The 13,913-nt window shown below is 66.9% G+C and carries 15 protein-coding genes and 1 pseudogene; 6 read left to right on the forward strand and 10 right to left on the reverse strand.

Going from position 1 to position 13,913, the window contains the following annotated elements:
- The first annotated feature begins 17 nt into the window (after positions 1-17).
- Positions 18-1,572, forward strand: a pseudogene (locus tag AC5ZH6_RS25060) (HNH endonuclease signature motif containing protein).
- Between the two features lie 135 nt (positions 1,573-1,707).
- Here AC5ZH6_RS25060 and AC5ZH6_RS25065 read toward each other — a convergent pair.
- The 7 genes from AC5ZH6_RS25065 to AC5ZH6_RS25095 all read right to left on the reverse strand — a co-directional run bounded on the left by AC5ZH6_RS25065 (position 1,708) and on the right by AC5ZH6_RS25095 (position 6,720).
- Complete coding sequence (locus AC5ZH6_RS25065) at positions 1,708-3,051, reverse strand: DHA2 family efflux MFS transporter permease subunit (RefSeq protein ID WP_288338025.1); 1,344 nt, start codon at positions 3,049-3,051, stop codon at positions 1,708-1,710.
- Positions 3,048-3,449 (reverse strand): DoxX family protein, encoded by a 402-nt coding sequence (locus tag AC5ZH6_RS25070; protein WP_020173272.1) that lies wholly within the window; start codon positions 3,447-3,449, stop codon positions 3,048-3,050. Before AC5ZH6_RS25070 ends, AC5ZH6_RS25065 begins: the two co-directional genes overlap by 4 nt.
- Before the next feature lie 48 nt (positions 3,450-3,497).
- The gene (locus AC5ZH6_RS25075; protein WP_006369947.1) at positions 3,498-3,920 is read right to left on the reverse strand and encodes an organic hydroperoxide resistance protein; all 423 of its coding nucleotides are present in this window, start codon (positions 3,918-3,920) and stop codon (positions 3,498-3,500) included.
- Complete coding sequence (locus tag AC5ZH6_RS25080) at positions 3,917-4,414, reverse strand: MarR family winged helix-turn-helix transcriptional regulator (RefSeq protein WP_014361767.1); 498 nt, start codon at positions 4,412-4,414, stop codon at positions 3,917-3,919. Before AC5ZH6_RS25080 ends, AC5ZH6_RS25075 begins: the two co-directional genes overlap by 4 nt.
- A 77-nt stretch (positions 4,415-4,491) precedes the next feature.
- Entirely contained in the window at positions 4,492-4,866 is a 375-nt protein-coding gene (locus AC5ZH6_RS25085; RefSeq protein WP_006369949.1) for a DUF427 domain-containing protein, read from the reverse strand.
- A complete protein-coding gene (locus AC5ZH6_RS25090) occupies positions 4,863-5,348 on the reverse strand; it encodes an SRPBCC family protein (RefSeq protein WP_006369950.1) in 486 nt (161 codons plus the stop codon). Before AC5ZH6_RS25090 ends, AC5ZH6_RS25085 begins: the two co-directional genes overlap by 4 nt.
- Positions 5,349-5,358: 10 nt before the next feature.
- Positions 5,359-6,720 carry a glucose-6-phosphate dehydrogenase gene (locus AC5ZH6_RS25095; RefSeq protein WP_006369951.1) on the reverse strand — a complete coding sequence of 454 codons (1,362 nt, stop codon included), beginning with the start codon at positions 6,718-6,720 and terminating at the stop codon, positions 5,359-5,361.
- Positions 6,721-6,875: 155 nt separating this feature from the next.
- On the opposite strand from AC5ZH6_RS25095, the gene AC5ZH6_RS25100 reads away from it, so the two are divergent.
- Positions 6,876-7,349 (forward strand): CinA family protein, encoded by a 474-nt coding sequence (locus AC5ZH6_RS25100; protein WP_006369952.1) that lies wholly within the window; start codon positions 6,876-6,878, stop codon positions 7,347-7,349.
- 39 nt (positions 7,350-7,388) lie between these two features.
- On the forward strand, positions 7,389-9,158 hold the full coding sequence (locus AC5ZH6_RS25105; protein ID WP_006369953.1) for a glycoside hydrolase family 15 protein: 1,770 nt from the start codon (positions 7,389-7,391) through the stop codon (positions 9,156-9,158).
- Between the two features lie 31 nt (positions 9,159-9,189).
- Here the strand turns inward: AC5ZH6_RS25105 and AC5ZH6_RS25110 are convergent, their stop codons facing one another.
- Together AC5ZH6_RS25110 and AC5ZH6_RS25115 are read right to left on the reverse strand one after the other, a co-directional pair.
- Complete coding sequence (locus AC5ZH6_RS25110) at positions 9,190-9,621, reverse strand: nuclear transport factor 2 family protein (RefSeq protein ID WP_006369954.1); 432 nt, start codon at positions 9,619-9,621, stop codon at positions 9,190-9,192.
- 22 nt (positions 9,622-9,643) lie between these two features.
- The gene (locus AC5ZH6_RS25115) at positions 9,644-10,384 is read right to left on the reverse strand and encodes a GAF and ANTAR domain-containing protein (protein ID WP_006369955.1); all 741 of its coding nucleotides are present in this window, start codon (positions 10,382-10,384) and stop codon (positions 9,644-9,646) included.
- Between the two features lie 203 nt (positions 10,385-10,587).
- Between AC5ZH6_RS25115 and AC5ZH6_RS25120 the strand changes: the two genes are divergently transcribed.
- The 3 genes from AC5ZH6_RS25120 to AC5ZH6_RS25130 all read left to right on the forward strand — a co-directional run bounded on the left by AC5ZH6_RS25120 (position 10,588) and on the right by AC5ZH6_RS25130 (position 13,034).
- Positions 10,588-11,277, forward strand: coding sequence for a PAS and ANTAR domain-containing protein (locus AC5ZH6_RS25120; RefSeq protein WP_006369956.1), 690 nt, complete (start codon positions 10,588-10,590; stop codon positions 11,275-11,277).
- Positions 11,274-11,729, forward strand: a complete 456-nt coding sequence (locus AC5ZH6_RS25125; protein ID WP_006369957.1) for an SRPBCC family protein — start codon at positions 11,274-11,276, stop codon at positions 11,727-11,729. The genes AC5ZH6_RS25120 and AC5ZH6_RS25125 overlap by 4 nt, the downstream gene beginning before the upstream one ends.
- Positions 11,730-11,855: 126 nt before the next feature.
- Positions 11,856-13,034, forward strand: coding sequence for a zinc-dependent alcohol dehydrogenase (locus AC5ZH6_RS25130; RefSeq protein ID WP_006369958.1), 1,179 nt, complete (start codon positions 11,856-11,858; stop codon positions 13,032-13,034).
- A gap of 19 nt (positions 13,035-13,053) precedes the next feature.
- On the opposite strand, the gene AC5ZH6_RS25135 is transcribed toward AC5ZH6_RS25130, so the two are convergent.
- On the reverse strand, positions 13,054-13,797 hold the full coding sequence (locus AC5ZH6_RS25135) for a SigB/SigF/SigG family RNA polymerase sigma factor (protein ID WP_006369959.1): 744 nt from the start codon (positions 13,795-13,797) through the stop codon (positions 13,054-13,056).
- Positions 13,798-13,913: the final 116 nt, after the last annotated feature.

The following is a 13,913-nucleotide window of genomic DNA, read 5'->3' on the forward strand; positions in this document are numbered from 1 at the left end:
GCGGGAGGGGGTATCTGATGTCGATTGTGTTGACGTTCACTGATCCGGATGCCGACGCTGCCGCGATCACATCGATGTCGCGCGACGAGCTCATCGAGACCGGCCCTGATCTGTTGCGCCAATCGCGTCAGCATGAGGCCCGGACGGTCCTGGCTGCCGCGGCGCTGGCGGAGCGGGTGTATCGCGAGCACCTCACTGGTCGATCCGAGACCGGTGTGTGGGGTTCGGTGATCGAGCACGCCGAGAGACTCGGCCGCGCCGAAGTGTCGTTGCAGTTCAAGGTCTCTCGCAGCAAAGCAAGGAGTTGGGTGGCATTGGCGGATCTGTTGGAGAAGTTCCCGTTGATCCGTGCCGCCTACCTGAACGGGGACTTCTCCACGAACCGCGTCTCCATCATGGTGCGGGCTGCACAGCGTGCCGGGGACATCGACACCGGCGACGACGCCGGGTCGACGTTCGAGGAAATCGTGTTGGATCACGGGTCCCGGGCAAGCACTGATCCGGTGTTGGCGCAACAGCTCGACGCCGCACTGATCTCCATGAGCCCCGACAGCGTCATCGAGGACCGCGACACCATCACCGACCTGGTCGAGAACGTCACCATCACCCCCGAGGTTGCCGGGCACTCCACCCTGGATGCGGTCGTCCCCGCCCACAATGGGGTATTCCTCACCACCCAGATCAACGCCCTCATCGACGAACGCACCTGCCGCAAAGACCCCCGCCGCGTGGGGCCACTGCGGGTGATCGCCCTCGGGGAGATCACCGGCGTCCCCGGCGCCCGGCTCGACTGCGAATGCGGACAAGATGACTGCCCAAAACGAGGAGGCGGCACCGACAGCAACGGGTCGGCCGAGACTCCCGCTGACGCCGAGGATGCGGCAGCGTGGGACGACCTGATGCCCGAACCCGCCGATGCCGACGCTCCCGAACTCGATCCGGTGGAGCCGGTCGTCGAACCCGAGATCCCCGACCCCATGGATGAGCCGACGCCGGATGAGGTGCCGGTGGCATTTGGGCGGGCTTTGGTCGTTCCCGGCGCACCCGTATTGACGGTGCTCACAGACCCCGACGGGATTCTCGTACCCCGGTTGCAGGATATGGGCCCATCGACCCCGACTACGCCACCACCCTCGCCGACGTCGCGAAAACCATCCACTACTGCGAACCGCCCGGGCTGCTGGACCACTCATCCCGCAGATCGCCGACCGACCGCAAGCCCCACCGGCGGATCCGACCGGACACGGTGGTCACACCGTGCCACCTCCTGGGGCATTGACGTATGCACCCAGCGCCACCTTGCGCGCTGAGGTGCTGGCCAACGACGCCTGGTGCCGGTTTCCCTACTGCGGCAGGCCGTCGCACCTGTGCGACCTCGACCATTGGCGACCGTTCAACCATGCCGACCCCGAGGCCGGAGGCTGGACGGTGCTCGGTGACCTGATCCCGTTGTGTCGGGCTGATCATCAGCGGAAGCATCTCGCCGAGTGGGTGCCGACGCTCTACACCGATCGGCGGGTGGAGTGGCGGAGTCGGTGGAGTGGGCAGGTGATTGTCACTTATCCGCGGTGACGACTTCTTTGTCTGTGGTGTGGAACCAGCTGTGGCTCACTGGGTCTCGAGGCTCCTCGCTGGCGCTCGTCGCACCTCGACCACCATGAAAAGGCACCTCGACCATCGGGGGCCAGGGTCTCGCCCGCACAGTAATTAACGGGTTCGGGTCGTGGCGTCCTGGCATGCGGAGTTGACCGCGGGCATGACTTGCGGGCGGAAGCCGGTACCTTTCCGAATGGTCAGCAGCGCGACGAGACCACCTGCGGCGCAACACGCTGCGGCGATGATCATGGCGACCTGGAATCCGCTTCCGAGTGCCAATGCGGCAGAGGTCAACGGTGCCACCGTGATCGTCATACCGAGCCCGAACATCACCACCCCGGGCAACACACCCCCCAGATATCCGACTCCGGGTACGGCACGCGCCATCAATCCCAAACCAACTGCGGCCACAAGGGGTCCCACGGTCATCGGAAGGCGAGGCCCGGTGCGCTGCGCGATCTTTCCCGACAGCGGCGACCCGAACAGCATGATCACCGTGCTCGGGAACATCGCAGCACCGGCTTCCAACGCCGAATACCCCATGCTCTGCTGCAACTGCAGGGCAAGCAGGAACAGCGCTCCCCCGAGCGCGGCATAAACTAGCAGGGTCGTCAGGTTGGCTCCGGTGAACTGACGTGACCGAAACAGGCTCAGCGGCAACAGCGGATCACGCACCCGCAGCTCGACGATCACGAAAACAACCAGCGCCGCGCACCCGACTCCGGCGGCGCCGACCGACAGCGCAGACCAGCCCCGGGCAGGTCCCTCGATCAGCGCGTAGATGATTCCTGCCAGCCCCAGAATCATGGTGCCGGCGCCGAGCACGTCGAGCCGTGCATGCTCGGTCTGATCACGCGACTCCGGAACATGGCGCAGCGCAATCCATATCGCTCCCACCGCCAGCGGGACACTCAGATAGAACACCCCACGCCACGACACCGAATCGACGAGCCACCCGCCGACGAACGGCCCCAGCGCACTGGTGGCCCCGGACATCCCGGCCCACAGGCCGACCGCGGCACCTCGATCGTCGGGCGCGATCTCCGAGTTGATCAGCGCGAGACTACCCGGAACGACGGCGGCCGCTCCGACGCCCTGCACGAGACGGGCGACGACGAGCCACTCGATACTCGGGGCGAGTGCGCAACCCACCGACGCGACCGCGAACACCACGAGCCCGCCGATGAACACCGCCCGCCTGCCATATCGATCACCGGCCACCCCACCCACCAGCAGCAACGCACTCAGGGTGAGCATGTACCCGTCCAGAACCCATTGCTGCCCACGTAGATCCGTGTCCAGATCACGCGCGATCGCCGGCAAGGCGACGTTGACGACGGTCCCGTCGAGGAACGCGACGCCGGAACCCAGGACGGCTGCGACGATCAGCCAGCGGCCGCGCGCCGACGCGGCGGCAAGCGTGCCCGACTGATCATCGTGGCCGTCGGAGGTCATCGGCCCTTACGCGCCCCGTAGTCGCCGGCAGCCAGTGCCCACAGCACCAGTACCGGTTGACCGAACAGGCGCCCCAATCGCTTGGCATCCGAATCGAGTCCGAAAGCGTCGATGTGCGCGACATATTGGTGGATGTTGCCCGGGAACACCGCGATGAAGAACAGCGCCGTGATGCCGGCAACGATCCGCCGGTACCTCGGCAAGGCGATGAGCGCCGCACCCAGACCGATCTCCACCACCCCGGACGCCAAGACGGTGGCATCCTTGCCGAGGGGTACCCAATCGGGCACCTGCGCCTGGAACTCGTTGCGCTGGAAGGTCATGTGTCCGATGCCGGCAAGCGCGAGAACAGCACCCAACGCGGTTCGGGCCACGGCACGGCCACGGGTCTGGGGCATCGGGGATGGGGCCGGCAGACTACTCGTCCAGATCATCGGTGGCCGTTTTCAGTCGTCGGCCAGTGAGAGCGTGACCTCGACGTTGCCGCGGGTCGCGTTCGAGTACGGGCACACCTGATGAGCCTTCTCGACGAGGTCGCGCGCGGCTGCGGCGTCCACCGCGGGCAGACTGATCTCCAGATCGACGGAAATGCCGAACTTCCCGGCGTCGTCGGAATCCAACGATACCCGCGCGCCCACAGCCGAATCCGTGACGTCGGCCTTCTCCGACCGTGCCACCATCCGCAGTGCACTGTGGAAACACGCCGCGTATCCGATCGCGAACAGTTCCTCGGGATTGGTGCCCTCGCCGCTTCCGCCGAGTTCCTTCGGCGTGGCCAGATCGAGATCGAGGCGGCCATCGGCGCTGCGCCCGTGCCCGTTTCGGCCGTCACCGGTGGCGAGCGCCTCGGCGGTATAGAGATGGTTCATGCTGATACTCCCTTGTTGTCGGACTTGTCGAGGTTGTTGAGCCTGTCGAGCTCTCCGATGAGGTTGTGGAGCAACGATCGGAGCGGAACGACGTCGTCGGGAACGAACTCCGGCTCCCCGGGCTGGTCGGCCGCCGCGGTCAGGCCCTCCAGCAGTGCCGCCAGAACGCAATCCGACCGCTCCCCCAGCGCCGTGCCGGCCGGCGTCAGTTCGACGATGATCGACCGCTCGTCCTCCGTCGAACGCCTGCGTTCGACGAGACCGGCCCCCTCGAGCCTGCGGACCAATGGCGACACGGTTCCGGAATCGAGGTGCAGACGTTCACAGAGCCGGCCGACCGCCACCGACCGTTCTTCCCACATCACCAGCATCACCAGATACTGCGGATAGGTCAGTCCGAGTTCTTGCAGCCCAGGCCGTTGCGCGGCGATGACCGCGCGCGAGGCGGCGTACAGCGCGAAGCACAGTTGGTCGTCGAGACGAGGAGTCGCCATGTGTCTGACCATAACCCTTAACTAGGTGCCACACAACTAGGTGTTGCACAACCTAGTTGCCAAAACCATTTTCACCCTCACTCGACCTCGACGCGTACCGCATCGGGATAGAAGGCCAGATGATCGGCGATCTCGGCCACCGCCCGATAGGGCTCGGCGTAGAACCACGCCTTATCCGGGACCTCGGTACCGTCGGCCTCGCGCAGACCGTGATAGCCGGCGTCGCCCTTGTACGGGCAGTAGGTGCTGTGCGCACTCGTGGTGAGCACGTCGGCGACGACGTCGTCGCGCGGAATGTACTGCACCGGTGGATAAGTGGCCTCCCGCAGCGTCATCGCGTGCGTGGTGTCGGCGATGAGTTGCTCGCCCAGCCACACCCGTACCCGGCCGGGCGTCGGTTCGACGGTGATCGGATGGGTGGCGTCCGGGGTGAGTCGTGGTCGGTCGCTCATGATGCCTCCTGTTGATGGTCGGTTATCTGTCTGTCTTCGAGAAGCCTTGCCGCAGTGCGCAGATCCGCGCCAAGCGCGGCGGGAGCGAGGACGCGGATGCCGAACAGTCCGGCAACGGCGACCAACGGCACGGTCAGATGGGCACGTGCCCGCACGAGCGTCGAATGTTCGCCCTGCGCCTCGAAGTCGAGACTCAACGCCGCATCGACCGGTCCCCACCGCCCGATCTCGCGCCACCGCTGCGCTCGGCGGCTCTCCACGACCTCCATGGTCGGCCGGACGAAGGGGACGGCGGTGACATCGATCCAACTCGAACCGGCCTCACCCGGTTCCCCCACATCGGCCTCGTCGGCGACCCGGAGCAGGCTGGCCTGCCATTCGGCGCGGCGGCCGGGATCGCTGAGATAGTCGTATGCGACCTCCGAGGCGACACCGAATTGCACTGTCACATCGGCGATCTGCAGACGGGCCGTCGACTTCATCCCGACGCCGTCAGAGTGCGGGCCAGGACTGCGGGCCCGAACTGCCCGCGGGGTAGTCCTCCAGCGGCACCTTGTTCGCCTCCCACGCGTCGATCACGGGTTGCACGATGCGCCAGCATTGTTCGGCCGCATCACCGCGGACCGCGAGGGTGGCGTCACCGTCGAGGATGCCCGAGAGCACCTCGGCGTAGGCCCGGACCGACCCGTGACCGAGGTCGGCGTCGAAGTCGATGGTTTTGACGGCGAACGGGTTGGTGCCGTCGTGGATGTTCAGCTGCACGTTCATCACATCCGGACCGAGCTTGAGCCGCAACACATTCGGTGCCACTTCGGTGCCGAACTGCGCGGGTAGATGACGCACCGGCCGGAACGTCAGCGCGATCTCCTTGACCGGCGGCGCCAGGGCCTTGCCGGAGCGCAGCGTGAACGGCACCCCATCCCAGCGCGCGGTGCGCACGCCGAACGTCGCCTCGGCCAGCGTCTCGGTGTGGCGTGCGGGATCGACGCCCTTCTCATCGACGTAGGACGGCAACTGCTTGCCGTCGACCTCTCCCGCGGTGTAGCGCGCCCGACGGGAATGGGCGACCGCGTCGTCGCCCCAGATCTGCACCGCACGCAGCGCCGCGCCCGTCGCATCTCGCAGGTCGCGTTCGCCGAGCGTCGCCGGCGAATCCATCGCCACCACGGCGAGCAATTGCAACAAGTGGCTCTGCACCATGTCCCGCAATGCGCCGGTGCCCTCGTAGAAATCGGCACGCCCCTCCAGCCCGAGATCCTCGTCATAGCGGATGACGACGGACTCGATGTGGTCGGCCGACCAGACCGGCTCGAACATCCGGTTCGCGAAGCGCACGCTGAGCAGATCGAGCAGCACCGACTGCCCGAGGAAGTGGTCGACGCGAAAGACCTGCTCCTCGGGGACGAGTTGGGTGAGCAATTGGTTCAGCGCGTGCGCACTGGCCTCGTCGGTGCCGAATGGCTTCTCCGGGGCGAGGATCGTTCCGTCCGGAATGTCCACATCCCGCAACGCTTCACACGATTTCTCGGTGACCGCCGGCGGCACCGCGAAGTACAGCACGGGACGTCCCTTGGCCTCGCCGAGGAGCCGCGACAGATCGTCGGAATCGGTCAGATCGCCCTGCCGGTAGACGGTTTCGTCGGCGAGAGCCAGGGCGCTGGGGCCGGCATCGTCGCCGAACGCCTCGCGTACCTCGCCGCGCCAGGTGTCGGCGTCACGCTCCGATCGACCGACCCCGATGAGATGCACCCGGCGATCCGGCTCCCGGTCGAGCAACTGCCCCAGGGCGGGCAACAGCAGCCGCTTGGTCAGATCACCGGTGGCTCCGAAGATGATCAGGGTGGTGTCCGTCATGGCTTCTCCTGGTGATCATGTCCGGTGAACACCGGACCGGTGGACGCAGCAGGCCTCGTCCGAAGCCTACTCACACCCGCGACCGCGCAGGTGTGGATGCGAGCTCGGGCGGGTACCCACCGCGGTAGCAATGCACGTCGAAGGAAAGGAGCTCGATGATGTCGGGCACGGAGCCGATCGATGACCTGTGCGCCACGATCTCCCATCTGGCCGACGGCGATCGGACCCGCACGCTGGCCGTCGCCGAATCGCTGACCGGAGGAAACATCGCCGCGGCGTTGAGTCGGGCGGAGAACTCGGGCGCGTGGTTCGCCGGTGGCATCGTCGCGTACCGCCCCGAGGTCAAACACGGGCTGCTCGAGGTACCGCCCGGGCCGGTCGTCTGCGCGGAGGCGGCGTCGGCGATGGCCACCTCGACGGCGCGTCTGCTCGGCGCCGACGTGGCGGTCGCGGTCACCGGTGAAGGAGGGCCGCAGCCGCAGGAGGACGAGCCGGGAACGGTGTGGTTCGGCGTGTTCAGCGGCGGCCACGCCGAGACGCGGCGTCGCCGATTCGAGGGCGAACCCGCCGAGATCGTCGAGGCCACCACCATCGAGGCGCTCCGATTGTTCGTGTCGACGCTGACCTGAGAGGCCCATGAGCCGGTCGAGTGAGGGCAGAATCGACGGATGACCACCCGCATCGAGGACCTCGGATTCGTCGGCGACTGCCGGACGGGGGCACTGATCTCCCGCACCGGACGCGTGAACTGGCTGTGCGTCCCACGATTCGATTCACCGTCGATCTTCGCGTCGCTGCTCGGCTCCCACGAACACGGAAGCTGGTCGCTGAAGCCCGCAGGCGACGCGACCCCGGTCAGCCGCCACTACGACGGCAACACGCTCATCCTGGTCACCCGGTGGGAAACCGAAACCGGTGTCGCCGAGGTCCACGACTTCATGCCCGTCGACGGCGGGCGCGTCGACCTGGTACGCCGCGTCGTCGGGATCACCGGCACAGTCGAGTTCACGACATCGCTGCGCATGCGCTTCGACTACGCCCGGTCGGTCCCCTGGGTACGTCAGGTCGGCGAGGACGAACCCGCCCTCCTGGCGATCGCCGGACCGGATGCCGTGATACTCCGCGGCGTCACCCTGCGCGCCACCGACCACGTCCACCGCGCAGGTTTCTCCGTCGACGCCGGCGAGCACCGCGACCTCGTCCTCACCTGGTATCACTCCTACCGGCCGCAACCCGCACCACTCGACGTCGACACCGCCCTCGAGACGACACGACAGTGGTGGACCGAGTGGGCGAGCCACATCGAACATCAAGGGCCGCACCGCGATCGGGTGGTCCGATCCCTGGTCACCCTGCGCGCACTGTCGAACCTCGACACCGGTGGCATCGTCGCCGCCGCCACCACTTCGCTACCGGAAATGCCTGGCGGGGAACGCAACTGGGACTACCGATATGTGTGGCTACGGGATGCGGCACTGACGCTGGACGTCCTGATCTGCCACGGCTTCCTGCATGTGGCCGATCATTGGCGCACCTGGTTGATGCGTGCGATCGCCGGTGACCCGAAACGGGTACAGATCCTCTACGGCATTGCCGGAGAACGTGATCTGCCCGAACGCGAGTTGCCGCTGCCCGGCTACGAGAACTCGACCCCGGTCCGGGTCGGCAACGCCGCCGTCGACCAGTTCCAGGCCGACACCATCGGCGAGGTGATGGTCGCGCTACACACCGCGCGGACGGCCGGACTCCCCGAGACGGATTTCTCCTGGCCCCTGCAACGGCACCTGCTCAAGCGCGTCGAGGCCTACCTCGACCAGCCCGACCAGGGCATCTGGGAGATGCGTGGCGAACCGAGGTTCTTCACCCATTCACGGGCCCAGGAGTGGGCGGCCTTCGACCGCGGCGTCAAGGCGATCGAGGACTTCGGCCTGACCGGCCCGCTGGACAAGTGGAAGCGGCACCGCGACGATCTGCGAGCCGAGATCGACAGCCGCATGGTCGATCCCGACGGCGGTTACTTCGTGCAATACGCGGGGACCGGCGAGGTCGACGCCGCACTCCTGCAACTGCCGCAGATCGGTTTCTGCGCGCCGGACGACCCGCGGATGCTGGCCTGCGTCGAGCGCATCGAACGCGACCTGATGCCCGACGGACTGGTGGCCCGCTATCGCTCCGAATCGGGCGTCGACGGCGTCTCGGGCACCGAACACCCCTTCCTGGCGTGCACGTTCTGGCTCGTCGAACAGTACGCCCGCAGCGGGCGCGTCGAGGACGCCGAGACACTGATGACCCGGGCCTGCGACACCGCCAGCGACCTCGGGTTGTTCTCCGAGGAATACGACCCGGGCGACCGGCGGCAGGTGGGCAACGTCCCTCAGGCCTTGTCGCACCTGGCCTTTGTGCGTGCCGCGGACGCCTTGGCAGGTGCGGTCGACTGAAAGTGCCCACGAAAGCTGCAGCAGACCATGATCATTGCTGCGGCACAGGCGAATTGACGAACCAGAGGATCTCTTCACGCATGCCGCGGCTGCGCCAGCCGTCGGCGGTGCGGACCATCGTGTGGTGGTAATAGCCGCCGCACGTACTCAGCTCGTCGAAGCCGGGTATCTGCATCGGGTTGTAGAACTGCGCGGTGACCGTGGCGGTGTCACCGCTGATGGTCGCGTCGATGTTCATCACGTAATGCATGGTCATCGGCAGTGCCGAGAGTCCCGCCTCCAACCACTCCACCACCTCGTCGACGGACCCGACGATCCCGAACGGCGATGAGCGGTAGTCGATCGTCGCGTCGGCGGTGAACAACGAGCGGTATCGCTCCCAGTCGCGGGTATCCACGGCCCTGGCGTACCCGGTCAACAGGTGCTGTATCTCCAGCGTGTCGGCCACGCGCTGCGCATCCATGGCGTCCGACGCTACCCGGCTCTCACGAACTGCGTTCCCGATCGTCGAACTCCTCGGCCGCGACGATCCGTGCCGCCACCTCCGCGACCGGGGTGTTGGACTCCTGGGAGAGGCGCCGGATGATCTCGAAGGCCCGGACCGCGTCCACGCGGAAGCGCTCCATGATCATGCCCTTCGCCTGCCCGATGAGGTCTCGGCTGGCCAGCGCGCTGCGGAACTGCTCGCCCCGGTGCGCGGTGTTGAGCGCTATCGCCGCATGCGTCGCGAGGGTCTCGGCCAGATCGCGGGCCTCCTCGTCGAAGGCGTGCGGGGTGCCGGAAAACAGATTGAGCGCACCGAGTTCGCGGCCGGACACATACAGCTGGATCGACAGATTGGACCGGATCGGGGTGCGTTCACGCACCGCCCGCATGAGTTCGGGCCACCGCGGCTCGGTCTCCACGTCGTCGATGCCGACGATCCGCTCGTTCCAGATGGCCTCGAAGCACGGGCCGTCGCCATACTCGTGCTGCAGCACGTCGAATTGGCGGGCGATCAGATCGGTCTCGGCCGTCGACTCGAGCGTGGGTGTACCCGCCGCATCACGCACGACCATGGTGAACCCGGCGTGGTCGACGTCGGGCAGGATCTGCACCGCCGATTCGGTGACGTGTCGGATGACGCGGTCCGGCCCGAACTCCGCCTCGGACACCCCGTGGACGGCGCGCGCGAGTTCGGCGATCTTCGCGTGGATGGATGCGCCGGAGTCCTCGGTGTGCGTCACCCTTCCCTGCGTACTCCCATTCACCCCCGTCCGCAGCCGACCGACGGGACCAAGGTCCCGAATCCGCGGCCGGTATCCGCAAAACGCCTGGACCGCACCACTGCGCGGCGGCAGCGAAGGTGACGCGGGTGGGGCAGGTGAGTAAGGTGATCATGCCCGAGCCCGCTGGCACTTCTACTGGATTCACGTGTGGAGGTTTCTCAGTGCTCGATGACGCCGGACGTGATGCTGCCTTCGACGCCACGGCTCGCGCCCACAACGTCGGGAGTTTCCGCTTCTTCTTCGCCACGCAGCGATGGGAATGGTCCGACGAGGTCGCCGCTCTACACGGCTACGCTCCCGGCGAGGTCGAGCCGACGACCGAACTGATGGTCGGTCACAAGCACCCCGACGATCGCGAGGACTTCGAGCGCCTCGTGGAGCGGATGCTCTCCGAGCACAGCCCGTTCTCCAGCCGACACCGCATCATCGACACGCGCGGCGTGCTCCATCACGTCGTGGTGATCGGGCATCCGCTCCTCGATGCGTCGGGGGTCGCAATCGGCACCGAGGGCGTCTACCTGGACATGGACGGGTGGGAGACGAACGTCGTCAAGGATCAGATCGACCACCACATCAACCGTTTCCGCGAGAGCCAGGGTGTCATCGAGCAGACGAAGGGAATGATCATGTTCGCCTACCGCGTCAGCGCCGAGCAGGCCTTCGAGGTACTCAAATGGCGATCGCAGACCACGAACGTGAAGGTCAGCAGCCTGTGCCGCAGCATCCTCACCGGCAGCCAGGCGATCGAGGTACCCGACGCCGTCCGGCAAGACTTCGACCACCTGCTACTCACCGCCCACGAGTCGGTCGACCCGGTCGAGTCCGAGGGGGCACAGGTGATCGAGCCATGAAGCCCGTGATCGAGCACAGCACGGCGAGCCCGGACCAGGTGTGGTCGGTCCTGTCCGACGGCTGGCTGTACTCGTCGTGGGTGGTCGGAGCCGCCCGCATCCGACAGGTCGACGCGGGGTGGCCGGCTGCCGGCACCCGTATCCACCACTCGGTTGGCGCGTGGCCCGCGCTGCTCGACGACAAGACCTGGGTTCGTCGCATCGACACCACGAGCCCGGACGCCACCACGCTCGAGTTGTCCGCGGCCGCATGGCCGTTCGGCAGGGCGCGCGTGGTCGTGACGGTCCGGCCCGACCCCGACGGCACACAGCTGGAGATGGTCGAGCACGCCGAGACCCCGCCCATGTCCTGGTTACCCGACGAGGTGCAGCACCTCGCCATGGCACCGCGGCTGCGCGAGTGCCTCCGCCGGCTGGCGTCGATGGCCGAAGGTGTCGATCGCAAGGCCTGACGCGCACCCGGCCAGGTCAGGTCCGCGTGAATGCTCTCGGGCCGAACATGTTTGACGCACCCCATGTTTGACGCACCGCCGACCTGGGCACGCTGACGGGAGACCATCAGCGACCAGGAGGAACAGATGCGAGCGGTGACATGGCAGGGCAAGCGCACGGTGTCGGTGGACGAGGTGCCCGACCCGAAGATCGAAGAACCCTCGGACGCGATCATCAAGGTCACCTCCACCAACATCTGCGGATCCGATCTGCACCTGTACGAGGTCCTCGGCGCCTTCATGACTCCCGGGGACATCCTCGGACACGAGGCGATGGGTGTCGTCGAGGAAGTCGGCGCCGACACCGGCGAACTGCGGGTCGGCGACCGTGTGGTGATCCCGTTCCAGATCTCGTGCGGCACCTGCCGCATGTGCGACGACCGGCTCTACACCCAATGTGAGACAACACAAGTCCGCGATCAGGGGATGGGTGCGGCACTGTTCGGCTACTCGAAGCTCTACGGGTCGGTGCCCGGCGGGCAGGCCGAGTACCTCCGTGTGCCGCAAGCACAGTTCACCCACATCAAGGTGCCCGACGACGCACCGGACTCCCGGTACGTCTACCTGTCCGACGTGCTGCCGACCGCCTGGCAGGGCGTGGAGTACGCGGGCATCCCCGACAACGGCACCGTCACGGTGCTCGGCCTCGGACCGATCGGTGACATGGCCGCCCGCATCGCCGCCCATCGGGGTGCGCGGGTGATCGCCGTCGACCGGGTACCCGAACGACTCGCCCGTGCCGAGGCCCGCGGCATCACCACCATCGACCTCGACGCCGTCGACGACGTGGCCGAAGCGGTCCGGGAACGGACCGACGGACGCGGCAGCGACTCGGTGATCGACGCCGTCGGCATGGAAGCCCATGGCTCGCCGGTCAATCAGATGGCCCAGCGTCTGGTCGGTCTGCTACCCGACGCGGTGGCCGAGCCACTCATGCAGCACGCCGGTGTGGACCGAATGGCCGCGTTCTACACCGCGATCGACGCCGTCCGCCGCGGTGGCACCATCTCGTTGAGCGGGGTGTATGGGGGCACGGCCGACCCGATCCCGATGCTCACGTTGTTCGACAAGCAGATTCAGCTCCGGATGGGTCAGGCGAATGTGAAACGCTGGGTTCCCGACATCTTGCCGCTCCTCGGCGACGATGACCCGCTGGGAGTGGATTCCTTTGCCACTCATGAACTCTCGCTCGACGAGGCGCCGCACGCCTACGACATCTTCCAGAACAAGCAGGACGGCGCGGTCAAGATCACCCTCAAGCCCTGACGGCACGCGACAATCGCGGTCACCCGGCGGAAGGAGCGTCCTCCTCGGGATCGGTCAGCTCCTCCCGCAGGGCCCGCAGGGTCCGGGAGAGCAGCCGCGACACGTGCATCTGCGAGATGCCGACCTCCGCGGCGATCTCGCTCTGCGACATCCCACGAAAGAAGCGCAGCGACAGGATGTTTCGTTCACGCTCGGGGAGTCGGGCCATCGCCGGGGCCAGCGTGACGTAATCCTCCACCGCAGCGAGGTGTTCGTCGTCGTCGCCGAGCGTGTCGCCGATCGACTGCCGCTGCTCGTCGGCCTCGGCATCGATGGAGATGGAGTTGTAGGCCGACCGGGCCATCAGACCGTCGATGACCTCGTCGACGGAGAGGTCGAGGAATTCGGCGAGTTCGCTGGGTCGCGGCGAACGCCCGAGGCGTTGCACCAGTTCGTCGGCGGCCCGGCCGATCCGCAGTGAGATCTCCTTGCTGCGACGCGGCACGCGCATACTCCACGTGCCGTCACGGAAATGGCGCCGGACCTCACCCATCACGGTCGGCACGGCGAACGACAGGAAATTCGCGCCGCGCTCGACGTCGAAGCGATCCACCGCGTTCACCAACCCGATCCGGGCGACCTGGACGAGATCGTCGAAGGCCTCCCCACGGTCGGCGAAACGGCGGGCCACATGCTCGGCCAGCGGCAGGCAGCGCTCGATCACCCGATCCCGCAGAACCGAACGATGGTCGGCGTCGGATTCGGCCCGCATCTCCGCCAGCATCGGGATGACGTCGGCGTACTCGTCATCACGGCGATCCTGTCCTTGCGTAGACGGCGACAAACAAATCCTCCATGGCCCGAGGTGGCGTTCTCGGACGATTGACCGGCAGATATGGC

This window comes from Gordonia sp. YC-XJ4 (assembly GCF_059511865.1).